We start from the raw sequence: 25043 nt of genomic DNA, 5'->3' as shown, positions 1-25043 counted from the left end.
GGGGTCATCTCAAATTCTTAGATTGCAAATTTCTTATTTTATTTTGACATTTCCTCCCCAGGTTTTGTGCTTGATCCAGAATCGGTGCACTTTTCGGCGTGGAGTTGCTACCTTTTTTGCGACTAAAAGCTTAGACAGTGTTTATCTGAAGCAGTAAAAAATGATGATATATTGCCTAAAATTTCTGACTGGCAGCTAATTTTATTCCTGCTAATTTTAACATCATGAAAAAAACGAGGAGAACCTTTACTTTAAGCTTTAAGATTCTGGCCGCTTCCATGAGCATCCACTGCGGAAGAGTCTGTGACGTGGCAAGAGAACTCAACATCAGTACAAGTACCCTTCAGCACTGGAAGAAGCTTTACCAAGAAGGCAGATTTACCATAAAGAAAACTTCAGCTGAAATATCCCATAAAAATGAGCTGCAGAAGCTTCGGAAACAGATAAAAGAATTAGAAATTGAAAGGGACATCCTAAAAAAGGCTCAAAATATCTTCTCCAAGAGCGGCGGGTGAAATATGAATTCATCAGAGAAAATGCTGAAATATTTCCTGTCGAGAAGATGTGCCGGATTTTTCAGATCCACAAAAGCAGTTTCTTCCGCTGGAGAAAAAGAACACCCACTGCAAAGTCTGTACGGAAAGCCCATATAATAAAAGAAATTATAAGAATTTACCACTGGAGCCAATGCCGATACGGAAGCCCTAGAATTGCTAAAGAATTAGATTCCATCGGGATAAAAGTTTCCAGAAAATTTGTCGGGCAGATTATGAAGGAAAACCATCTGAGAAGCATTGCAAAATCTAAATATAAAAAGACTATAAACCCACCCCGTAATAACAGATCAGCAGAAAACAGATTAGAACAGATTTTTAAGGCATCCAGAAGAAACGAAATCTGGGTTTCTGATATCACCTACATCGAAACAGATGAAGGCTGGATCTATCTTACTGTGGTGATAGACCTTTTTGACCGTAAAGTGATCGGCTGGTCAATCAGCGAAACAATGAGAGCAAAAGATACAAGCATCACCTCTTTAACGAAAGCTCTTTTAAATCGTCCATTGCAGAACAATCAGGAACTACTCTTTCACTCAGACCAAGGAAAGCAATATGCCTGCCGTGAGTTTATTGCTTTATTAGCCACAAATAAAATAACTCAAAGCATGAGCCGAAAAGGAAACTGCTATGATAACGCGATAGCAGAAAGCTTCTTCAAGACATTAAAGGTAGAACTGGTATACCAAAATAAATATAAGACTAAAGAGAAAGCAGAAAAATCAATAACCGATTATATCGAGAACTTTTACAACACCTGCAGAAGACATTCTGCACTCGGAAACTTAACCATCGAAGAGTTTCAGAATCAGCAGGCAATTAAATAATAGCTTTTCTTATGATGCTAGAGTTAAACTGGGTGCACAATCGATGCATTTAGATTTAACAAGAACTGATAATACTGTATTAAAACAATTTGAAGGCTCAAGTTCGAAACATTACTAAACATCATTTTTCTAAGTAGCCGTATATGCAACCCTTTTTTCGAAAGGTTTGCCAAAGCCTATTGTCAAAGGGACTAAATAATGGGTTCGGGATGATACTGTTCTGTAATTTTTAGTTTTATAATAAAAACACTAACTCTAAAAAAAAAGCCACAGTATTAATTTTAAATTAATACTATGGCAAAATATAATTTAATTTCCTAGAATTATTTTTTTTCAAGAAAAAAGTCTAATAATCCCTTTTGAACTGCTGCTGTATTTTCTTGTACAATCCAGTGTCCAGCGTTTGGAATATTGGTTTCGTAAACATCATTGGCGACAATTTTTGTATGCTCTTTTAAGAACGCTGCGGCAAAATACTGTCCCCCCATTGTCAATACTGGCATATTCAATTTTGTTTTCATAAATTCAACGTTGTCTTTTCCGTCCTCAGCAAAAGCACCGAACCAATGAAAGCTTCCTGTTGTAGATCCGTTTACAGAATAAGCGCGAATGAATTCTGCTGTTTCTTCTTTTGTAAATGAGTCTTTATTAAAAGCTACAACGGGCCAGAATCCAGTTAAAAACTCTTTTTCTTTTCCGCTTACTATAGCGCCAGAAGATGGCCAGCTAAAAAATCCAAACCACCAAGCTGATGCTGAAACTTGTGACCAAACTGGTTCAACTCCAGGAAGCAAAGCATCCATTAAAGCTAATTTTTTCACTTCACCAGGATATTGTGCGGCATAAGCGTAAGCTACCATTAATCCGATATCATGTCCCGCTATATTAATATTTTTGTATCCAAGTTTTTTAACTAGTTCATGAATATCGCTGGCCATTGTTTTTTTGTCATAACCGCTTGCTGGTTTGCCTGATTCTCCAACACCTCTTAAATCTGGAGCAATTACAGTAAAGTGTTTAGACAGTTCTGGCAAAAGTCTATTCCACATGTACCAGTTTTGACCAAATCCATGAACTAATACCAAAGGTTCTCCCTTTCCTCCTATCACGTAGTGAATGTCAACATTATTCACCTTTACAGTTGCATGCTTAAAGTTTTCCGGCGGGTTCGCTGGTGATGCTTGTTTTGTTTGTGCAGTTAAACTGATTCCCATTAAAAATGCTCCTGAAAGCATGGCTAAATTTCTAATTATTGTTTTCATTATTATATATGTTTAAATATTTATGGGGCAAATTTACAATAACGGAACGATCGTTCCGTTATTAATTATGTTAATAGTTCGTTAAAATATTTAATTGTTTTTTTGTCCTCTGTCAGTCCTTGTTTTATTAGGGTCTGATTATATTCTGAAGTAATAAATAATTCTAAATAGTAGATTTAAACATGAGCAGAAGCGCAATTAATAATACAGAGTTGGTATTTTGCCATTTAAAAGAGTTCGATATTTCAAAAAAAACATCAATTTCAGCTTCTGTTTGAAATTGATGTTTTACTTTAATTAATAATATAAAATATAGTACGTAAGGATTATGCTTTGAAGTCTGTCGAGAATGTATGCTCTTTGTTGGCTTCAATTTCATTTTTTAGCGAATCAATTTTATAATTAGCAAACTGATACGCATCAGATCCCGTTAATAAATGAAGCGGTGGTGTTTCCATTATAGTCACTTGTTGAATTAATGCTGCCACTTTTTCAGGATCCCCCAATTGTTTGCCGCCAAGATCTTCCTGATGTACTCTAACTGCCTCACGAATCTCTTTATAATCAGCAATGGGATCTTTGGATGCAATCAATGACGTACTGTTCAGAAAATTGGTGCGTACATAACCTGGTTCAATTATAGTAACTTTAATGCCAAAAGGTTTCACTTCCTGGACTAAAGCTTCAGAAATAGCTTCAACTGCAAATTTGGTACTGCAATATATTCCCCATCCCGCTCCGGTCAGTAATCCAAAAACAGAAGAAATATTGATAATATGTCCGAATTTCTTTTTTCTCATGTAGGGTAGAATCGCACGAGTTACGTTCAATAAACCAAACACGTTTACATCAAAATTGGCACGAACTTCTGCATCTGAGCTTTCTTCGATTCCTCCAATCAAACCGTATCCGGCATTATTAACCAAATATTCTATTGAACCAAACTGTGCAATAGTACTTTCAACTGCTTGTTGTACACTTTTCTCGTCAATTAAATCAACCTGTAACGGAAGAAATTGCGCCGACAAACTCCCAACAGCCTTTTTTAGCGCTTCGGCGTTTCTTGCTGTTGCGGCAACATTATAACCTTGTTCTAGTAATTTTTTTACCAAAATAAGTCCAATACCCTGCGATGTTCCGGTAATGAACCATGTTTTACTTCCATTTTCCATAATGTTTTACTTTTAAAATTTAATTTATGAAAGGATAATCTGTATAACCTCTCGCCCTTCCTCCGCCAAATAAGGTATGATTGTCTGAAATTTCATTTAAGGTCAAATCGTGTTTCACTGTGGACGGATAATCCGGATTTGCTAATAATATTGCTGAAATAATTTCTGATACTTCATTTTAATTGCTATTTTAATATCTAATACGTTTTACAAGTTACCCGATTTACTTTTGGCACGACCATTACTCTTGTATGATGGTTTTATCCTGATAAGCCATTTGAGTAATCTCGTCTTTTCGTTTAAAAGTAACTCCTTTATGTTTTTGGATGTAATTAATTATTTCTGTCGTGGCAGCAACCATTTGCGGCGTGCCACCTATCCGATCATGAAAACTTATCGACATTTGTCTTCGTTTTTTTTCAGATTCCTTATAAAGCTGGTCAAATTCTAATTTAACCTGACGCGCAAATTGATCTGCACTAAAATTCTTTCCTTCTATTAATACAATATCGTTACAACGAATTGTGTACGGAATCACTGCAAAATCCTTTCCTTTCACCTTTATTAAAAACGGCTCATCGCGGCTTAAGTCATCAATATGATATTTAAAACCAAGTTCCTGCAAAATTTCAAGTGTATTTGTGCCTCGCCTTAACCAGTTTGCATTGTATCCAATTGGTTCAAAACCGGTAACTTTTTTAATAGCATCAGCTCCATCTTTAATAAACTTTTTTTCAGTTTCATAAGGCATTGAATATTCTGTTGCCCAGTCCATACCGTGAGCGGCAGCTTCATGACCCCTTTGTACAATTTCCTTTGCAAGTTCTGGATTTTTTAATACTGCCGATCCTACCATATGCGAAGTAACCTTGACGCCAAGTTTATCCCAATTGTCCAGCATTCTGGGAATCCCTTCTTTATATCCATACTGATACCAGGTCTCACCCGGAAGATCAACGAATCCTTTTTGCATATTTTGCGGAAACGGGCTCTCTGCATTTACCGGCTGTCCACCCGCTTCAAACTGCATCGACAAAGAGACAACCAAACGTGATCCATCTGCCCACTTGGCCGCAGAATCCACTTGATTGGTTAATGTATTCACTTTCAAATCGCCAGCAAGCAAAGTGGTTGTTGGTAGCAATCCCGCAAGCCCAACCATGCTTGCTTGTTTAAGAAATGTTCGTCTATCTTTCATATTTGTTTCAGTAAAATTTACAAATTATATACAGAGCCTTTTTTGGGCGACTGCGATATTACTTTAATTGACAAAGAAGTGATCATCATAAGTAAAAATGGAAACGAATTAAACCTGAAAATTTCTGTTTTTTTAAACTGTATTTCATGACTTTAGTTTAAATGATTTCTATATAGCGCCTACTATTAATGTTTGACCATCTGACGAGCATATTGTACTCCTACTCCGTAAGCGCCGGCATATTTAACCACGAGATCATTTACCGGTTTATAAGTTGCTTGTCTTGACCAATCTCTTTGAAGTTCTAACAGGTATTGAAGAGAAGTCATTGGATGGACGCCAGCCTGAACCATGCGGGTGATTGCCTGATCGTGCGATTCTTTACTCACGTCTCCACATGCATCGGTAATTACATAAACATCATAGCCTTCGCTAATGGCTGACAAGGCAGGGCCAACAATACATACACTTGTCCATAATCCACCAAAAACAAGTTTTTTCTTGTTTTTGCCTACAATGGCTTTATAGGCGTTTACATCTTCCCAGGTGTTCATCGTAGTACGATCTATATAAGTAGATTCTGGATACAATTCCAAAATTTCAGGGAACATAGGTCCGCTGAATGATTTTTCGGCCACGGTTGTGACAACTGTAGGAATATCAAATATTTTGGATGCTCCTGCCACTAATGCTACATGGTTTCGTAATTGGTCTATACTAATACTGCTGGTCGCAAAAGCCATTTGACCTTCATAATCTATTAGTACTAGTGCATGATTTGTTGGGTTTAACAATGCAGGACCCGGCTTTTGGCAAAATCCTGTAACAGTAACTAAAAATAGTACTGCTGAGAGTAAATTTTTCATAAAAATAAATTTTAGGTTATTATTGATTTTGGTTTTAATTTCTTTTTATTGTCCTCTAATGCACAAAATGATGTGGCCGCACTTATTACCATCAAAAAGACAAAAATTTGAATCTTACATTTTCTTATTTGAAAACTGTCCTCCTTGTTTTTACACTAAATATTAAATCCTATTTTTAGTGAAGTGCTTTTTCAATAATTAATGTTTCTTCGTACAGTGAAAATTTGGTTATCAGATTGTTTTCCACTGTGATGTGCATTGCCAGAGGCATCTTGAAATGTTTACCTGTTTTCTTTACCGTTCGCTCTACAGTGCCAAATACAGCTACTTCATTACCCTGCAATAAAAAGGATTTAGCTTCCAATTTTTCGCTCCCATCAATAAAATAACTGAACAGTGTTTTGAATAATTCCGAAATTTCTGCGCGTTTAGAACGGTGTCCTGTCCATGGCATATATTTCGATTCAAAAATGTACCAGTCAACGTTTTCTGAAACCATCGATGCTATTTTTTCGGGATTTTTGGCTCTCACATATTCAAAAAATTTATCTACAGTCTGCTTGGTACTAATTTCTTCTTCAGAATATACCTGCGCCTGCATTGGAAAACTCATCAACAGCAGTAGTGCTATTAATTGTACCTTTTTCATTTTTGATTGTATTACAGTTTGTTCCATAATTATCGTTTTAAAATTTTTCGTGTGATTAGTGTGCTTAAAAATGAAGCTGCATCGTAATTCCAGTAAAGAATATATTCTTACCTGTTCCAGATGCTTTGATATAATCTTCTGCCTTAAACCAGGTCGCTTCGAGCCTGAAATAGAGATATTGATTAGGCTCCCAGATGATTTCGCTTTCTAGCTGATTTCCGATTTTCTTTTCTGTAGTAGTATCTCCGGGATAAATGAGTGACATATTTGGCGCATAAATACCATCATTGCCGCTGTATCGCCAAAACATATCATAGTCAATAACCCAATCTACATTTTTGGCAATTTCAAAACTCAGCGACGGATGAAAATCAATCAAATTGGATGGTCCGATTACAGAAGCCAGTCCGAAATAAGCGCCTCTTGGAAAAAGAGGATTAAAGGTTTCTAAATTTGTATCTCCTGCGTTTTTATCTCCGCTGATTACTTCAGTTTTAAAACCAAATTCCGGACGAAATTTTACTTCATTTAAACGATATCCTACATTAATAGAAGCTGTCCAGGAATTAATGTTTTTTTCGGCCACATCTCCAAACTGGTAAACGGCTTCACCATCGTAACGCCAGTTTTTTGTTTTTCCCCAAATACGTGTTCCCACAGAATGACGTTTTTCTTTTCCTGCGGCATCATTAAAGGCAGCATTCGCTCTTTGATATCCCAAATAATACACATCAATATTTTTGACAACTGGTATTTTATTAAAAACAAAATAACTTCCCCATAGTTGTCTGTCTTTATTCGATTCATCGTCAAAAATACCGTCTTGTGCCACCACATAATGGCTGTAAAATAAATCTGTTGTAAAATTCTCTTTGCCTACAATGGCTTTAACCCCATCAAAAGATTGCCTGTTATTAGGACCTTCCCTAAGGGCTACCAAACGTTGTGATCCGTATGTGAGTTCCTGCCTTCCTACTCTTAAAATAAGTCTTTTACTGCCCTTGTCTATTATCTTAAAATCAGCGAATACCTGATGTACTTCAAGCGGATTTTGCTCCACAGGATTCGGATCAATTCTTCCGTCAGCCATACTGCTTTGCATTTGAACAAAAGTTCGGAAGTGCTTTCCGGCATGGAAATCGGCATGAAACAAATATCTTCCTAAAACATAACCATCGTTATCCTGCGGGCCATCTCCCCAATTTTCATTTTTAGCATAGAAGTACTGAAACCGTATATCGCCCCCAAAACTGATATAGCTCTTTTTAAAAGAAGAAACGGGCAGGAATTTCACTGTTTTGTACCAATCATTACTTACGGTATCATTCTCAAGAACACTATAATTTTCATCAAATCGAAGCGATTTAAAATCAGGATAGCGCTGTGCAAATCCTGATATTGAAACCAGCAAAACCAGTAATAGTATCTTGTTTTTCATAAATCAATTTTTAAGTATTACCAGTTGATTTACCGTTTATTTAGTTCCGTTTTGTTTGATATCCTTGTATGCATTGGGAACATTGAAATTAAAATGCAGCCAATTAAAAAGTTCATAACCTTTGTTAAATTCCTTCATCGTTACAGTGGCTTTAGTTTCATCTAAAGTGAGTCCCTTTTTTACGGCATTTTCAACATTGGTCTGCAAGGCGGTTACATAATCGATCGTATATTTAATTCCAGCTTTATTGGTAATACGTCCATGTCCGGGAACGACAATATCTTTATCCGAAATCATATTATAAATTTTGCTCAGATTTTGAACCGGTTCTAAAAAATACCCGTCAAACAGCCACGGAATAGTTGGGCTTTCAGCAATAAAAGGATTTCCTGCCCACAATACATTTCCGGACCCCGATTTCAGATAGACAAAAAGATCGGCTGGCGATTGTGCCGTTCCTACATTGATTACTTCAACAATATTGCCTTTTCCCATATCAATTTTCATCGTTTGGTTGATTGCTATTGTAATATCTGCCGGACGGTAAACACTTTCTTCAATTCCTCTTCCTTTACCAAAAAGCATAATCATAAACTGCTTTATATTGTCGTAATTCTTAGCCAGATTCTCTTTGCAGAATTCGTTCTGAATCACAATTGTTTCTTTAGGAAGCAAATAATTTCCAAAACAATGATCGCCGTGATCGCTAGTATTTATAGCATAAATGATAGATTTTGGCGTTACAGATCGTATCAATTTATAAAGCTGATCGTAAAGCCCTTTACTCAGCATTGTTTCAATAAGCAAAACACCTTTGTCACCCACAATAAAACCGGCAGAAGTCGCTTGTGCAATCCCTTTTGTAGTTTCGGTTTCGGTTGTACTGGGTGAAACGGCATATACATTATCTGAAATTTTATGCAATTTTAAAGTCACTTTGTTGGCATCCCAAATAGGCACGTGATCTGGCATTGGAAATTGTGCATACACTCTTGTATTGGCTAAAATGCAAAATATGATGATTGTCAATCCCCAAATTATTTTTTGAATTTTCATGATCTAAATTTTATATATTTTCTAAATTTATTTTAAAGCTTTTTAGCATAGCCACCATAATATTTCACTGGCGACCAATCCGGAATTACCGGAGCAATTGCAGGATCAAATGATTTAAAATCTCTCGCACCATAAACAATTTTTCCATTTACAATTGTCAAATCTGATTCTATATTTCGCACATTGTCATTTGAAATGGTGAAATAGTCCTCAGATATAATCGAAAAATCGGCATACATTCCTTTTATCAGTTTCCCTTTTTCTTTTTCTTCACCAGAAAACCAAGCGCTTCCTGAAGTATACAATTGAAGTGCAGTGAACTTATCCAAAATCTGATCTTTTGGCCAGAACTGCATTCCGCCTAAAGTTTTCCCTGTAATAAGCCAATGCAAAGCCATCCATGGATTATACGTTGATATACGTGTAGCATCAGTTCCCATTCCAACAGGAATTTCCATTTCGAGCATTTTTTTAATCGGGGGAAGTTGTGTTTTTGGCGCGCCGTACATTTTATTGTATAATTCTCCCTGAAAATACATTCTGAATTGAACTGCGATTCCGCCATTCAATGCTTTTACTCTTTCCAGTTCCTGAGGTGTAATAGTTTCAGCATGATCAAAAAGCCAACGCAAGCCGTTAAACGGAATTTCTTTATTGACTTTTTCAAAAACATTCAGCATTCTGTCGATCGATTCGCCATAAGTGGCGTGCAATCGAAATGGCCATCTGTTTTTAACCAGCAAACGAATTATTGGTTCTAGATCTTTTTCCATTTCATCAGAAAGGACAATTCTTGGTTCCAGGAAATTTTCAAAATCAGCCGCAGAGGCCACTATGTTTTCTCCGGCACCTTCTTCAGTATACCCGTTCGCTGTCAAAAGATTATCATTTTTGTTGATAACCGTTTCAGCAACCCATTTTTCGTAATCCTGAAGTTCCTTTCCTTTTTGCTGTGCAAACAAATAATATGATATTCTAAGATTCAGTTTTCCTTGTTTGGCTAAATCCATTGATGTGGCATAATCTGATGGAAAGTTTTGAGAACCTCCGGCTGCATCAATTACAGATGTCAAACCAAAGCGATTGAGTTCACGATTAAACTGAAGCGAACTATTAATTCTTTCTTCGGGAGTTAATTTTGTGGTTAATCCTAAAGTGGTGTAAATGGCTTTCGGAGTTTCTTTTGCAAACATTAATCCCGTTAGATTTCCGTTTTTATCTTGTTCCAAAACACTTCCTTCATAATGCGTGTCTTTGGTGTAGCCTAAAACTTCAATTCCTTTTTTATTCAAAAAAGCTTTTCCGTATAAATAAGTTATAAAAACAGGTTTATCAGGAACTGCGGCATTTATTTCTTCAATTGTGGGTTGTCTTTTTTCTTCAAAGCCAAATTCATTCCAACCTCCAATTACTTTAATCCAAACTCCAGGTGGTGTCCTGGCTGCTTGTTCTTTTAACATTTCCATGGCTCTTTTCAAGGTTTTTACGCCGTCCCAGCGTAATTCTGCGTTATAATTTAAACCTTCCCTAATTACATGAATGTGACTGTCATTTAGCCCAGGAATAACTGTTTTTCCTTTTGCATCAATAATTTTAGTTGCATTAGTTTTATAACTTTCTAAAATGTTTTTTGATGTTCCTGTGGCCAGGATAATTCCATCTTTTGTTGCCATCGCCTGAACAAATTCTCCAGGTTTTTGCATGGTTGCAATTTTTCCGTTGTAAATAATCAGGTCTGCTTTTTCCTGAGACTGTACAAACAGACCAAAGAAAAATAATAGTAATACAAATAGTTGTTTCATTTTTTCAGATTTAATTGGTCTGTTTTGATTACTTTATTTTGCAAGGAAAAATGCCAGTAAATCTTTTTGCACCTGCGCTGTATTTTCCTGAACAAGCCAGTGCCCTGAACCTGCAATTTTTGATTCGCTTACATTTTCAGCTACCAGCTTAGAGTGATCTTTAAGGAAAGCCGCAGCGAAATATTCCCCTCCCATAGCTAGCAGAGGCATTTTAAGTTTTGTTTTTGCAAAAACTAAATTGTCTTTACCGTCCTGAGGAAATGCTCCAAACCATTTAAAAGTAGATTTAGCACCATCTTTAACGGCATACGCCCTAACGAATTCAGCAGTTTCTTCAGCTGTAAAAGGATCTTTCACATGTCCTACCATTGGCCAGAAATTGGTTAGGAAGTCTTTTTCTTTACCTTTTACAATATCTCCTGAAGCCGGCCATGCAAAAAAGCCAAACCACCATGCTGTAGCAGAAACTTTAGACCATACCGGTTCAATACCAGGAAGAAGAGCATCCATCAATGCTAATTTTTTAACCTCACTTCCATATTGTGCAGCATAAGCATAAGCTACCATAAGTCCGATATCATGTCCGGCAAGATTAACAGAATTGTACCCTAATTTTTTTACCAGTTCATGAATATCTGTGGCCATTGTCTTTTTATCATAACCAGTTTCCGGTTTGTCTGATTCACCAACTCCTCTAAGATCTGGTGCGATCACTGTGAAATGTTTGGAAAGTTCCGGAAGCAGACGGTTCCACATGTACCAGTTTTGACCAAAACCATGGACTAGCACAAGAGGTTCTCCTTTACCGCCGATAACGTAATGAATGTTTACGCCATTTACCATTGCAGTGGCATGTTTAAAATTCGATGGTGGATTTGCAGGTTCCACTTGAGTGGTTTCGGTTGCTGCCTCAGATGTTGTTTCTGTCACAGGCGCTTCTTCTGTTTTTTTATTACAAGAAATTAAAGTCAATAGTAATAGTCCAAAGGTAAAAAGCTGGGCTGCTCTGTTTTTGAAGTTAAAAAAAGCTGTGTTTACTAAATTCGTTATCATAATTAAAATTTTAATTGGTTACTAAATAATTGGTTTTTATAATTTTATGCGGGTAGCTTTCCTATCCAGTCCTGTATAAAAACTGCAATTTCCTGCCAGCCGGGCTGATTTAAAACAAAATGATTTCTTTCAGGAAAAATCTTGAAATTGGTAATAGAATTTTTGTCTGTATATTTTTTGTAATTAGAATAATTCAGCGATTCTGGAATAGTGTTATCCGTTGATCCTGCAATTAATAACAATGGCCTGTGCGGAGCTCGAAAATCTACTTTTGCAGCTGAAGTGATAGTATCACGAACAATTAATTTAGATTCCGGAACAACAGAGTCACAATACGCTTTGTCCTGCCATTCTTCGGGCATTCCATTAGTAAATGCATACTGCCATTGACTGAAATTCATTAAAAAAGTTTTTTTTGAAGAAGTAAAAAAACCAAGCGGCCCCCAGCCAGCTTTTAAAAAAGAAAATTTAAAAGTCATAATTCCCTGCGGAGGAACCGAATGTATCGCAATTGCGGCAGATGCCAAATTACGCTGTAAAAGTATCTGGGCTATAAGGCCGCCGATAGAATGGCCAATTATTATAGGTTTTTGAGGAAGCTTTTTGGCAACGTCATCAAAGTATTCGGTCAGTTGAGTTAACCTCAGACTAGCAATCTGAGGATCTGGATGACGATCACGTAAAACGGCTGCCGGAGCATCTTTATATGGCCACGCAGGAGCCAAAGTTTTAAAGCCTTTACTTTCGAAAAAGACTATCCATTGATCCCAGCATTTATTGCTTACAAATGCACCTGTAATAAAAAGTATTGTTGTAGGGTTTTCAGTCAGCATAATTACCTATTTTAATGTTATGCCAAAGTATAAACTAAAACCGAACCTTTTTACTAACTACTTGTTATTAAGAGAATTATGTATTTATATGAATTTTGAAACGACTGTATTTCGTTGTATGACGAAAATACAGCAACTTTATATCGTTCATTTAACTATACAATTGATAATTAATCATTTAGAAATGACTTCTCTTGATACCTAATTTCTGCATTCTTGAAGCCAATGTTGTAGGAGGAACTCCTAATATCTCTGATGCTCCTCCTGTTCCTCTAATTCTTCCATTGCATTTTTCAAGTACATTTATAATATGTTCCCTTTCATTTTCCTGAATAGTTTTAAAATACCATTCATTTGACATATTGTTTATTTTAGTTTCTTCAAAAGCAGGTAGCGGAATGTGCTCAATAATATCAGCCTTTGCCAAAAGAATACTTCTTTCCATAAGATTCTCAAGTTCACGGATATTACCCGGCCATTGATACAATAACAGACTTTTTAAAGCACTTTCCGATATTTCTGTCACATTTTTCCCAGTTTTAGAACTATAGACACCAATAAAATGACGGGCAAGAAGTCCAATATCTTCTTTACGCTCTCTCAATGGTGGCACTTGAATAGGAAAGACATTTAACCTGTAATATAAATCAAGTCTGAATCGCCCATCGGCAACTTCTTTTTCAAGATTTTTATTGGTAGCTGCAATAATTCGAACATTCACTTTTATGGAAAGATTTCCCCCAACCCGTTCAATTTCTTTTTCCTGAATTGCGCGCAGCAGTTTTGCTTGCATTTCTAATGGCATATCACCAATTTCATCGAGAAATAAAGTTCCGTTATCTGCTTGTTCAAATTTACCAATTCGTCTTTCTGCTGCGCCGGTAAAAGATCCTTTTTCATGTCCGAATAACTCAGATTCTATAAGGCTTGGAGGCAGCGCAGAACAATTAATTTTTACAAACGGCTCATTTTTTCGATTGGAAAGCTCCTTAATACTTTGGGCTATACTTTCTTTTCCGGTGCCGCTTTCTCCAGTAATTAAAACTGTGGTATCGGCAGGAGCAACTTGTAAAATATGATCAAATATTTTTAGCAGAGCTGGACTTTTTCCTATAATCGATTCAAAGCCTGAATTTTTTATATTTTTCTCTGTCATCGGTTTTACAGAAGAAGTATTTTTTTTGTCTGTTTTTTTGTCATGACTGATTAAATTTTCAATCGCATAAATTAAAGGTTCCTGAAGCCTTTCACACATCGTTAAATGATTTTTGTTATAAGTATCAGACTTTCTGCTGAAAAAAGATAAATACAATCCTCCATTTTCGCTGATTGATAAAGGAACGGGCAGCATTAGATTAGATTTCATATTCATTGAATTTGCAATCATCTTTTTGATAGGAGTCTTTTCACATACTTTTATAAAATCCTGATCATTATAGAATGTGGCATCTGTCTCTACCTGACTTTTATTTCGCAACTCATTAATTTCAGACTCTTTTAAAGCAGTTATATTCTGTAATTCTTCAATTCCTATTCTCTGATATTCATGTAAACCTGTTCTTGCATAACCTAGAACCCTGCTGGATAATTTATTGTCTATGTAAAAAACCGCCATTACCAGATCAAAAGAAATAAGAGACTGAAGAGAACTTATAATGTTAAGTACTCTATCGTCCCACGAACCGTTTTTTGTCACTAAACTTTTTAATTGCTTCTGAAACAAAAGCTCTTTTCTAATAGAAGACTCAATTCCATGTTCTTGATGATATTCGGCAATTTCAATTGTTATTAACAAATCTTTTTCTCTAAAAGGTTTAACTAAAAAGCCGTGGGGATGTGTCAATTTAGCTTTGCTGAGTACTTCTTCGTTAGAATTAGCAGAAAGATAAATAAAAGGAATATTATCTTCTTTTAGTATTTCGGCAAGATCAATGCCTGTTTCTTTTCCTGAAAGAAATATATCCAAAAGAACTAATTCTGGTTTTTCCTGAGCAATATAGTATTTAGCATCTGATACCGAGCGTGCCATTCCAATAATAGAATGACCAGCTTTTTTTAGCATTAATCGTAAATGATTTGCTTCGACAAACTGATCTTCAACAATAAGAATTTTAAGTGGTTTTGCCATTTTACAGAATTAAATTAATGAGAATTATTTTCGTTAAAAACGAATTCCAGAGTTATTTTGGTACCATCTACATTTGTAATTAGAAACTTTCCATCAATATCAGCAGAGAGTCCATGCATTAGCTTTACTCCTAAGGAAGGATTGTCAAAAGGGTCAAAATCGTCAGGAAGACCTACACCGTTATCCTGAATTATTAAAATATAATTTTTATTGTCATTAGTTTTAAGCGAAATATTAATTACGCCATTTTCTTGATTTGGAAATGCATATTTTATAGCATTTGTAACAGCTTCGTTAAAAATAAGACCAATCGGAATTGAATGTGATAATGGCAGATTAAAACTATCTATATCAAGTACAAATCTTATTCTTTTTCTAATTTCGAATGAATCCTTTAAATATTCGGTTAATTCAAATATATACGATGGCATATCAATTATAGATAAACTCTCTGACTGATACAATTTTTGATGAATTAAAGACATAGCCTGAATCCTGTTCTGACTGTCATTGATGGCCTGAACTGCTTCTTCATTTTTTAAAAATTCCGTTTGACTTGCCAAAAGCCCAACAACCATATGAAGGTTATTTTTTATTCTATGATGAATTTCTCTCAGCAGCCATTCTTTTTCAACGACCAGCTTTTGCAGTGCACTATTTTTTTTATTGATTTCATTTTGTTGTGTTTCGAGTACCCGGTTTGTCTTCTTCTTAAACATAAAACTTTTATAGAGTAGTCCAAGGATTATAAGTAAAAGGAGTACAAAAGTTACCATGGAATTACGTAAAAACACCTCATTTTTAAGTTTGCTTTGCTGCAATAAGGTTTTATTTTTAAGTTTTATAATATCCATGCCTTTCTTTTCTGTTTCATAAATAATATTAAGTCTGGAGGAAATAGGATAAATATCACTTTCTTTTAAATTGGCTGCTTTATAAAAAAGTATCGCTTTTTTTAACGAATTTCGGGAGTTGTGAAAATCTGAGATTGAAAAATACAACTCGCTCATTTCTTTGTAGCAATCACCACTTCTTTTATTGTTTCTGGACTTTTCAAATAGAGTGGCGGCTTTAAAAAGCGGAATTAATTTCTCTTCTATTAGTGCATTATTACGCATTTTAGCTGACCATACCATTACCCAAGCTTCTCCCAAATCATTTGTTTGATTTGTTTTAGTTAACAATTCTATTGCTTTTCTGGCTTCGACTTCTATCATTGCGTTCTTATTTCTCAACTGCTGTAACATGGAAAGTTGCAAATAGCATTTACCAGAATAAATAGTAGAATGAAGGTTCTCGCTTATCCGAAGGGCATCCTTAGCATATTGAAATGCCTTTCCCAAGGTTGTAGGGTTGTTATAAGAAACTTCATACCAGTCACTTAATTTTAATAATATTTTGATTTTGTCTATGCTTTCAGGCAATCTACTAAGTAATTTTTCAGCTTTTATTACCTGCAGTTCATTATAAGCTCCTTCTTGATCCAAGTCATTTATCAGAATGGATAGTTTTTTTTCCGCAATAGTTATCTGTTTTATGCTCTTAAAAGGAGCAAATGCATTTACGTCTCCAAATGTAAACCATACAAGGAGAAACAGAATTATTCTGTAGTGGCTTAAGAGCATTTTCTTAGGAATTAATCAGCTATACGAAGGTATTGATTATTATGTATTTAAATTTAAAATATTCGAAATTTGCATACCAACGATATATCGTTGTTTTTGCATAAACGTACTAATTAATCTTAATTCTGACAATTGTTTTTTTTTATTTAGTTATTGATCTCAATTCACATATTAATTAGATAGTCATCTAAACTGTTATATCATAACAATACTGTACTATTTTAATTTAAAAAAAAATAATTCAATTTACCCTAAAATATAGTTTAACTAAAAATTAACAACAATTATAACGGAATGATCGTTCCGTTATAATATCTTTGTACCATAATAATTGATTAATAATAATTTAAAACAAATAAAAATGAAAAATTTAGAAAACAAAGTAGCTATTGTAACAGGTGGAAATAGTGGAATTGGGTACGCAGCAGCAGCCGAATTAGCAGCAAAAGGAGCAAAAGTAATTATTACAGGTAGAAACAAACAAGCTTTGGCAAAAGCCGAAAGAGAATTAAACGTTACAGGAATTGTTTCAGATCAATCTGATTTAAAATCAATTGATGGTTTAGTTGAACAGGTAAAAGCACAATTTGGAAAAGTGGATATCTTATTCTTAAATGCCGGAATTGCTTCATTTGCTCCAGTAGAATTAGCTTCAGAAGAACATTACGACAGTATTATGAATGTAAATGTAAAAGGAGTTTATTTTACAGTTCAAAAAGTATTGCCAATTTTAAACGATGGAGGTTCTATTATCTTTAATACTTCAATCAACGCACATGTTGGCATGCCAAATTCCAGTGTTTATGCATCTAGCAAAGCTGCAGTTTTATCCTTAAACAAAGTTTTTGCAACAGAATTAGCACCAAGAAAAATCAGAGTAAATGCTGTTTCTCCAGGACCGGTAGAAACTCCGTTATATGGTAAATTAGGTTTAGAAAAAGAAGAGATTGAAGGTTTTGGAGCGCTTTTGGGCGATAAAATTTTATTAAAACGTTTTGGTCAGGCTTCAGAAATTGCTAAAACAGTTGGTTTCCTTGCTTCAGATGATGCTTCATTCATTACAGGAACAGAAATTGTGGTTGATGGCGGACTTACTGTAAATGCAGTAGTGTAATTTTTTGATTAAATTCAGGAACGAATGTTCCGTTTTTTTTATATCTTTGTAGCATAATTTAATATTGAAGTCATGGCTAGAACGAAAGAATTTAATGAAGATCAGGTTTTAGACAAAGCTATAGAAATTTTTTGGCATAAAGGTTATAACGGAACTTCGGCTCAGGATTTAGTAACACATTTAGGTCTAAGCCGTTCTAGTTTGTACGATACTTTTGGTGATAAACAAAAACTGTTTTCACAGTCTTTGCAACGTTATCAAAAACAGTCTCAGGATCAGATCATAAAGCTGCTAGAAGATTCGCAAAACATTAAAGAAACGCTGCATGATATTTTTAAACAAGCAGTAGTTGAAAGTTTGGAAGACCGAATTACTAAGGGGTGTTTTATGGTTAATTCTTCTGTAGAACTCGCTATGCACAATGAAGAAATTGCAAATATTGTGAAAAGCAACAGTCGGAAAATGGAAGAAGTTTTTACAAATGCAGTAAAAAAAGGTCAAGAGGCCGGTACTATTTCTAAGCAACATAAACCGAGTGTTTTAGCTCGATTCATCTTTAATAACTATTCCGGAATTAGAGTTCTAGCTCGTGCAGGCGAAAGAGACAAACAAGTTTATGATGATATCGTTAATACTCTTTTTTATCTTCTTTAATTAATAAAGTGAATTTACGATGTGTTTGTAAACATCATCTCAGTATAACTAGTGATCCCAACGTTTAAAATTATTTCTTATCGTTATGTCGTATAAATTTGTATTTTTGGCAATCAATGAAACAGAGAGTCATAATACGCTCTAAAACAATACATTAACCAAAAAAAATAGCGGATCTGAAATTTGTGGCACATTTGTGGCACAGCATTAAAAAATATTGAACATTGCAGTAAATAGGTGGAATGCGAGGTAATAGTTCGAATCCCTCTTCCTCCGCGGATGAAGTAAAAGGAAACTTTTCAAATTCTACAAAAAGCCAAAATTCACGGAAACTCTGCATTTTAAATTTTTATAATATATTTGTAAAACAAAAAGAATAATACTACTGTCTGTTACTTAGTTGGTATTTTAATTTTTGTGAATGATTTAATGTTGAAATAGTAAAATTGAATTTGGGTGCAGAATCGGTGCACAGAGGTTCATGGAGTTGATACCTTTTTTGCGACTAAAAGCTTAGGCAGAGTTTAGTATTGTAATACAGTTTGCACTTATTTTTAATGAATATCATTTCATCAAGCCTAGAGTTAGATTATTTATTAGATACGCTGCGGTGGTTAAAAATACAATCACCGCAAAAATGCGGTTTAAATTTAAAATAATCACCGCACATTTTGTAAATGCGGTAAATATATTTGGAGGGGTTTATTTACTAAAAGCCAAACTTTGCATGTGCCGTCTTGATTTGGAAAGAGAAGCAGCCAGAGCTTTTAGAAAAGAATAAAGATTAAATGATTTTATAACAGTAGGGAACATTTAATAAAACGGTCACTATTATGGTGGCCGTTTTTTACAGGAATTGCCTTCTAATTTGGCACAAAAAGCTAAGGCAGTTTTTTATACTTGAGCAATACAAAACTCTCAACAGTGTTGAGAGAAATAAATATCCCTTTAAAATCAATATACTAAAAGACTGCTATATATTGATTTTCAAAATTTCCCGAACCTAGTCGTGAAGAAGTATGAAAAAGAATTATATCTAACCTCTCAATCTTTGGCTATATCTACTATAAAAAATATTCTTTCGATTAAAGTTTTTACTTTAGCTAGCATATAACTATTGATTTGTGCAAGTCGTACTTGCACAATCTAATGCCTATTATTGCTAAGAAGAGAGACAAACATAATTGTCGTGACACTGTCACGACAAATTCCTTATCTATAAACAGATCTATAAATTGCATAATTCAAAGATTATTTTCTTCGAGGTTTCTTCCGATATCTATTTTCCAATTGTGCCGACAATGTCGGCACAATTTATTTTTTGTATTCTGTAGCAGTAGCTGGGAGTTTTTTTTACGACGTAAACAAAATTAATTTACCATAACAACTATGCATTGGTAAAAGCAAAAAAATCAGTGATTGGTTATATCAAGAATTTCTAGAATACTTCCAAAAGACATTCTGCTCTTGAATACCGATAATATAAATATTTAAAAATCAGCCATTTAATAAAATATATACTGTATTTATATACTAACAACCCATTTGATTTTATCTGTTTTTATTACTTTTTTGTATGTTTGCAAACTACAACTAACTTCCTTACTTAAAAAAAATGCTTCAAAACCAATCTGTAATCCCCGATATAAAAGCAATAATAGCGACTTCAAGAGAGAATGCAATTAGGGCTGTTGATAATGAAAGAACCAAAATGTATTGGACAATTGGAAAACGCATTTTCGAGGAAGAACAACAGGGAAAAGATAGAGCGGATTATGGAGCTTACTTAATTAAGTATCTCGCAGAAGAATTACAGCCTGAATATGGCAGTGGATTTTCGGTCAGACAATTGGAGCGATATCGTCAGTTTTACCGGACTTTTCCAATTGCGTCCGCACTGCGGACGCAATTGAGCTGGACACAGTATAAACTCTTATTATCAATTGAGAAACAAGAAAAAAGAGAGTTCTATATTGCTGAAAGTGTAAAAAACAATTGGACATCGCGTCAATTGGAACGTCAAATAAACAGCAGTTTATATGAACGCCTCTTACTGAGCAGTGATAAAGAAAGTGTTCTGGCAGTTGCTAAAAATGAAAAGTTGCCTTCAGATGCCAGGGAGATTATTAAAGACCCGATGTATTTGGAATTCTTAGGCTTAAAACGCGAAGCTGCGTATTATGAAAAAGATCTCGAACAGGCCATCATAACACATCTTCAGGAGTTTTTATTGGAAATAGGAAATGGCTTTTCTTTTGTTGCAAGGCAAAAAAGAATTCATATTGATGGAGATGAATTTTTTGTAGATCTGGTTTTTTATAATAGATTACTCCAATGTTTTGTTTTAATAGAAATCAAGACACATAAGCTTACCCATCAAGATATTGGGCAACTGCAGATGTATGTCAACTACTACGACCGCATTGAAAAAAATGAAAATGAAAATCCTACAATTGGAATATTGCTCTGTGCTGATAAAAATGATGGAGTAGTTAAATTCACATTACCCGAAACCAACAAAAGCATTATCGCAAGCCAGTATCATTTATATCTTCCAACCGAGCAGCAATTACTGGAAGAAGTCAATAAAGAATTGGCAAATTTTCAAGAGGACAGAAAGGAAATCTAAGAAAGAAATTTAGATTAAATTTTTTTGGCAGAATCGTGGTACTTCTCCTTTTACAAGAGTATAAAATCAGTATTGACAGGGTCGATCGACCCAGGGTTCGAATATTCTTTAGAAACAGATTAGAAATTCACTCTAAAACTAATATTTGGTGTCAAACCAAGTGATTTGTTATCTACCTGAACAGCATTATTGGAATCTTTTGGATCAACTCTATAATAACGATTAATAACATTCTCCCGATCGGTAAGGTTAATGACACCAACAGTAAGCGAAGCTGTAGTGGATGATGAGAAATTGAAATTATAATTTAAAGAGGCATCCAAACGCATGAAATTGTCTAGATTCTCACTATTTGGAGTATCATAATTTACCAGAGTTTTATTTCCGTTTTGTATCGTTGGATCACCATCAACTGGTTTGGTGTAAGGCTGACCGTTTCTCCACATACCCCCGAGAGCTATTTTTACATTTTTTATAAACTCATAATAAAAACCAATTGATACAGAATGTCTGATATCGACATTATTAGGAAAGACCGAAGGTGTAAGAGTTTCAAACTCATAGTTATTTTTGCTGAAGGTATAACTCATCCAGATACTATATTGACGGGCTGTTTTATTAGCTAAAAATTCAAAACCTTTGACCGCATAACTTCCGCTGGCATTAGTAAACTGAAAATTGTTATAGAAACCCTGGCTCGAGGCTGTTATGCCATCAACGAATTTATAAAATCCTGTAGCCTCAATATTTAATTTATTTTTGTTGAATTCTACCCCAAAAGAACCTTGTTTACTTGTAGCAATAGGTAAATCTTTATTAGTCACTAAAACCCAATGTCTTTTTTCGACACCCAAAAAATCATCTTCAAAATCTACAATTTGAGCCGTAGACTGATTTTTGAATTCACCCTCTAATTTTAAAGCAAACTGCTCTGATAATTTTTGTCGAACATTTACCCTCGGCTCTATTAATAACTTATCAAACTTTTGAAAATAGTTGCACCGTAATCCAACTCTTAAATAGGTATTGTTTTTATTATATTGAGTCTCGAAGAATAGTGCATGATTCAGTAAGACATCTTTTTTAGTATTAATATAAGATGGATTAGTTACAGCGGTCTGGTTCAGCATTCCTGTTTCATTAAACTGATAACCAAGCAAAAAACTCAAGTTATCATTACTTTTGAAATAGGTATTGAGTTTCGTTCCCGTTTCCAGCACTTCATTGGCTTCAGTTAAGCGCTGATTTGTTTCTACCCTATAATCAGTAGCATCAATATTATAACGGGAAAAGTAGGTTATTAGGTTTGTGCTAAGTTTTGAATTCCACTGTGCTTTCCAATTTCCTCCATAACCAATATTCTTTTGGGATAAATTGCTAATTTTAGATTGAGTTTGCTCTGAATTTGTCAGCCTTTCCGAGTAATCCAGGGCATTATTAATTCCAATAATATTTGCCCGAAACTGATGTTTTTCGTTCAAATCGAAAAGTAATTTAGCCGTATAATCATAAAAGTAGAAATCAGAAGAGGTGTCATACTGATCGCTATCGGCATTAATTTCAGTATCCTGAAAACTACGGTCGAAATATTTGGTGTAGGTAGGAGATTTAAGCACATCAGTAATAGAACGACGTCCTGAAATGTGAAACTCTAATTTTTTAGTTATTGGAATTTCTAAAAAAACATCAGCGCTAATGCAATTAATACCTGCACCACCTGAAAAGGTATTGGAAACCAAATCTTTTGTGTACATATTGATAGTACTTGAAACACCATCACTATACTCAGCACTTGTTCCGTTTTTACTCACAATAACTTTACTGGTAAGATTGGGATTATAAGCAGATATCAAGCCGAAAAAATGGCCTGAATGATACATCTTAATATTGTCCCAAAGCACTAAATTCTGATCATTAGTGCCACCACGCACATTAATATTTGCGATACTTTCATTGGTGCTTTCAACTCCGGGCAGGACCTGAATGGACTGCAGGATATCAGGTTCTGTCAATCCGGGAAGAATACCGAATTTTTTTGTGTTTAAAACCGTACTTCCATCCACATATTTTTGCAAACCGGGAGTCAAATAAACATTGATCAAAACCTGATTCAATTCCTCGTTTTTAGTATTAAGAATTATCTCCCTGCAATTATTTTGCGAAGCAAACAATTCCCTGGCGGTAAAGCGTCTGGACTCAAAACCAACATAGGATACAGTCACCGTGGCATTTATTGGAATATCCTGCAGACTAAATTTACCGTTTTGATCCGTAATGGAATGTTTGCCGATATTATCTACAAACACTGAAGCGCCAGGCAGGCCAGATCTGCTCTCACCAGATAAAATGGTTCCACAAATGGCTATTGTTTTGTTTAGTAATGAAACGGTAACATACCGGTCGTCTAAAGCCTTAAAATTCAAAAGGGTTTTCTGGTTTAGGTAATCAATGGTTTGCGCTAAAGTAAATGAGGTGCTGGGTTTTTCGACGCTTAGCCCTGCCACATCTTCAACAGCATAGGAGAACTTTACATTAAACTGTTTTTCTATTGCAATAATAACCTCATTCAAAGGCATTTTTTGGGCTGTATTTTGTCCATAACAAAAACTGCCAATACAAATCAATAAAAAAATCAGTCCTTTATTTGAGACCATAATTATAAAATATAATGGTTTCCCCTTCGATTCTGTAACTTAGTTTAAGCGGGATGGTAACGGCTTGAAGCGCTATTTGTTTATTGGTATGGGTAAAACTTCCGGTAAAGAGTTTTGAAGTATCCACCCCTTCTGTTTTTATTTTTATATCATACTGTCGCTCCAGTTCTGCAATAACCTGATCCAGAGGTATTCTGTCAAAACTAGATTCCTGCTCAAGCCAGGAAGGTTTTTTGGCATTAAAATCTTCAACAGCCTCAATGGTGCCATTTATAACTCTAAAGGTTTTTCCAGGTGGTAGTTTAACGGCTGTCTGCTTATAGGCAACACTTACCAGTCCATGATAACAAGTAACCTCAAAGTAGTTTTTACGCTGTTTTACATTAAATTGCGTTCCCAAAACTTTTACTACTCCTGCAGCTGTATTTACACTAAAAGTCTGTCCTTTTTTTACTCTGAAAAAAGCTTCTCCCTCTAAGGTTAAATCTCTTTTAACTGTCCATTTTTCTTGGTTAAAACTTAATTTTGAGCCCGCATTCAATATTGCCTGAGAATGATCTGGCAATGTAATGGATTTTGTTTGCGCTATTGAAGTTTCAAATGATGTAATGTTATTGGAAAACAAAAAATATGCAGAAGCAAGCGCAATAGCCAGCACAGCTGCTATGCGGTAAAAAACTTTGTAGTTTAAAGTTCTTACTTTTGGTGTCTTTTTAGAATGGTTCCTGCCTTCGAAAGCTTCCAGAGCAGCGTGGATATCTACTTTTGGAGTCTCGAACTGCGATGCATAATGATTAATCTTTTCAATTGTTTGTAAATCTTCCGATTGCTTTAAATCTTCAATTTCTTTAACTGAAAGCTCATTATTGAACCATTTTAATATTTCTTTTTCGTTTTTCATTTTATACCTCTATGTTTATAAGACAATTAACTTTTAAATTACCCTATAGCTAAACCATTAAATTATATATTTTCTATCTGGGATTTTAATATTTGTAGCGCCCCGGACATTCTTTTTTCTACCGTTTTTTGAGAAATATCAAGCAACTCAGCAATTTCCCTGTATTTTTTCCCCTCTATTCTATTCAATAAAAAAACTTCTCTTTGCAATTCACTCAATGATGCAATTGCATTGGTGAGTTTAAGTCTGAATTCTTCCTCTTCAAGCAAATAATCAGGGCTTTGATTATGGATATCCAGATTAGGCGCATCTTTAGCATATCTTAATACTACTTTTTGATGTTTTACTGTATTTAGAAATAAATTATTAATGCTGGTAAACAAATACGTTTTGACTTTACTAAAGTCTATTTTAGAGCAATTTTCCCAAATTTTGGTAAACGCATCCTGTACCAGATCTAATGCAGCCTGCTCATCTCCACATTTAAAATAAGCAAAATTATTTGCTGATTGTACATGCGTTAAATAAAAGTCCCTAAAGTGATTTTCTTGGCAAAGTTTACTTTTTTTGTCGCTCATTGAGATATTAATTCTTTTTTTGTAGTTTGTAAATGTAAATTAATTTT

20 protein-coding genes are annotated in these 25043 nt (G+C 34.8%); 5 read left to right on the top strand and 15 right to left on the bottom strand.

The window, feature by feature from the left end:
* The first annotated feature begins 224 nt into the window (after positions 1 to 224).
* A complete protein-coding gene (locus Q7C23_RS14780; protein ID WP_375033265.1) occupies positions 225 to 515 on the top strand; it encodes a transposase in 291 nt (96 codons plus the stop codon).
* Positions 512 to 1384 carry an IS3 family transposase gene (locus tag Q7C23_RS14775; RefSeq protein WP_375033264.1) on the top strand — a complete coding sequence of 291 codons (873 nt, stop codon included), beginning with the start codon at positions 512 to 514 and terminating at the stop codon, positions 1382 to 1384. The genes Q7C23_RS14780 and Q7C23_RS14775 overlap by 4 nt, the downstream gene beginning before the upstream one ends.
* A gap of 323 nt (positions 1385 to 1707) precedes the next feature.
* On the opposite strand, the gene Q7C23_RS14770 is transcribed toward Q7C23_RS14775, so the two are convergent.
* From Q7C23_RS14770 to Q7C23_RS14715, 12 genes are all read right to left on the bottom strand, one after another.
* A complete protein-coding gene (locus tag Q7C23_RS14770; RefSeq protein ID WP_375033263.1) occupies positions 1708 to 2646 on the bottom strand; it encodes an alpha/beta fold hydrolase in 939 nt (312 codons plus the stop codon).
* A gap of 326 nt (positions 2647 to 2972) precedes the next feature.
* Complete coding sequence (locus Q7C23_RS14765) at positions 2973 to 3818, bottom strand: oxidoreductase (RefSeq protein WP_375033262.1); 846 nt, start codon at positions 3816 to 3818, stop codon at positions 2973 to 2975.
* Positions 3819 to 4059: 241 nt separating this feature from the next.
* On the bottom strand, positions 4060 to 4980 hold the full coding sequence (locus Q7C23_RS14760) for a polysaccharide deacetylase family protein (RefSeq protein WP_375033261.1): 921 nt from the start codon (positions 4978 to 4980) through the stop codon (positions 4060 to 4062).
* A gap of 221 nt (positions 4981 to 5201) precedes the next feature.
* Entirely contained in the window at positions 5202 to 5882 is a 681-nt protein-coding gene (locus Q7C23_RS14755) for a hydrolase (RefSeq protein ID WP_375033260.1), read from the bottom strand.
* 175 nt (positions 5883 to 6057) lie between these two features.
* The gene (locus tag Q7C23_RS14750; RefSeq protein WP_375033259.1) at positions 6058 to 6558 is read right to left on the bottom strand and encodes a nuclear transport factor 2 family protein; all 501 of its coding nucleotides are present in this window, start codon (positions 6556 to 6558) and stop codon (positions 6058 to 6060) included.
* Positions 6559 to 6595: 37 nt separating this feature from the next.
* Positions 6596 to 7969, bottom strand: coding sequence for an alginate export family protein (locus Q7C23_RS14745; protein WP_375033258.1), 1374 nt, complete (start codon positions 7967 to 7969; stop codon positions 6596 to 6598).
* A gap of 36 nt (positions 7970 to 8005) precedes the next feature.
* Positions 8006 to 9025: an MBL fold metallo-hydrolase gene (locus Q7C23_RS14740; protein ID WP_375033257.1), complete on the bottom strand. Its 1020-nt coding sequence runs from the start codon at positions 9023 to 9025 to the stop codon at positions 8006 to 8008.
* A gap of 32 nt (positions 9026 to 9057) precedes the next feature.
* Complete coding sequence (locus tag Q7C23_RS14735) at positions 9058 to 10827, bottom strand: amidohydrolase (protein ID WP_375033256.1); 1770 nt, start codon at positions 10825 to 10827, stop codon at positions 9058 to 9060.
* Between the two features lie 33 nt (positions 10828 to 10860).
* Complete coding sequence (locus Q7C23_RS14730; RefSeq protein WP_375033255.1) at positions 10861 to 11880, bottom strand: alpha/beta fold hydrolase; 1020 nt, start codon at positions 11878 to 11880, stop codon at positions 10861 to 10863.
* Between the two features lie 44 nt (positions 11881 to 11924).
* Positions 11925 to 12713 (bottom strand): alpha/beta hydrolase, encoded by a 789-nt coding sequence (locus tag Q7C23_RS14725; RefSeq protein ID WP_375033254.1) that lies wholly within the window; start codon positions 12711 to 12713, stop codon positions 11925 to 11927.
* A 178-nt stretch (positions 12714 to 12891) separates the two neighbouring features.
* On the bottom strand, positions 12892 to 14841 hold the full coding sequence (locus Q7C23_RS14720) for a sigma 54-interacting transcriptional regulator (protein WP_375033253.1): 1950 nt from the start codon (positions 14839 to 14841) through the stop codon (positions 12892 to 12894).
* Between the two features lie 14 nt (positions 14842 to 14855).
* Complete coding sequence (locus Q7C23_RS14715) at positions 14856 to 16466, bottom strand: sensor histidine kinase (protein ID WP_375033252.1); 1611 nt, start codon at positions 16464 to 16466, stop codon at positions 14856 to 14858.
* A gap of 361 nt (positions 16467 to 16827) precedes the next feature.
* Between Q7C23_RS14715 and Q7C23_RS14710 the strand changes: the two genes are divergently transcribed.
* The 3 genes from Q7C23_RS14710 to Q7C23_RS14700 all read left to right on the top strand — a co-directional run bounded on the left by Q7C23_RS14710 (position 16828) and on the right by Q7C23_RS14700 (position 20863).
* The gene (locus tag Q7C23_RS14710) at positions 16828 to 17580 is read left to right on the top strand and encodes a glucose 1-dehydrogenase (protein WP_375033251.1); all 753 of its coding nucleotides are present in this window, start codon (positions 16828 to 16830) and stop codon (positions 17578 to 17580) included.
* A 72-nt stretch (positions 17581 to 17652) separates the two neighbouring features.
* Positions 17653 to 18234: a TetR/AcrR family transcriptional regulator gene (locus Q7C23_RS14705; protein ID WP_375033250.1), complete on the top strand. Its 582-nt coding sequence runs from the start codon at positions 17653 to 17655 to the stop codon at positions 18232 to 18234.
* A 1615-nt stretch (positions 18235 to 19849) separates the two neighbouring features.
* On the top strand, positions 19850 to 20863 hold the full coding sequence (locus Q7C23_RS14700) for a YhcG family protein (RefSeq protein WP_375033249.1): 1014 nt from the start codon (positions 19850 to 19852) through the stop codon (positions 20861 to 20863).
* 119 nt (positions 20864 to 20982) lie between these two features.
* Here Q7C23_RS14700 and Q7C23_RS14695 read toward each other — a convergent pair whose 3' ends face one another.
* The 3 genes from Q7C23_RS14695 to Q7C23_RS14685 all read right to left on the bottom strand — a co-directional run bounded on the left by Q7C23_RS14695 (position 20983) and on the right by Q7C23_RS14685 (position 24996).
* Positions 20983 to 23517: a carboxypeptidase-like regulatory domain-containing protein gene (locus tag Q7C23_RS14695; RefSeq protein WP_375033248.1), complete on the bottom strand. Its 2535-nt coding sequence runs from the start codon at positions 23515 to 23517 to the stop codon at positions 20983 to 20985.
* Positions 23504 to 24418: a FecR family protein gene (locus tag Q7C23_RS14690; RefSeq protein ID WP_375033247.1), complete on the bottom strand. Its 915-nt coding sequence runs from the start codon at positions 24416 to 24418 to the stop codon at positions 23504 to 23506. The genes Q7C23_RS14695 and Q7C23_RS14690 overlap by 14 nt, the downstream gene beginning before the upstream one ends.
* 62 nt (positions 24419 to 24480) lie before the next feature.
* Entirely contained in the window at positions 24481 to 24996 is a 516-nt protein-coding gene (locus tag Q7C23_RS14685) for an RNA polymerase sigma factor (protein ID WP_375033246.1), read from the bottom strand.
* Positions 24997 to 25043 lie beyond the last annotated feature (47 nt).

Source organism: Flavobacterium sp. LAR06, from assembly GCF_041946075.1.
In the GTDB taxonomy this organism is placed as follows: domain Bacteria; phylum Bacteroidota; class Bacteroidia; order Flavobacteriales; family Flavobacteriaceae; genus Flavobacterium.
The sequence above is the reverse complement of the archived record's forward strand: the minus strand, read 5'-3'. Positions and strand labels throughout refer to the sequence as shown.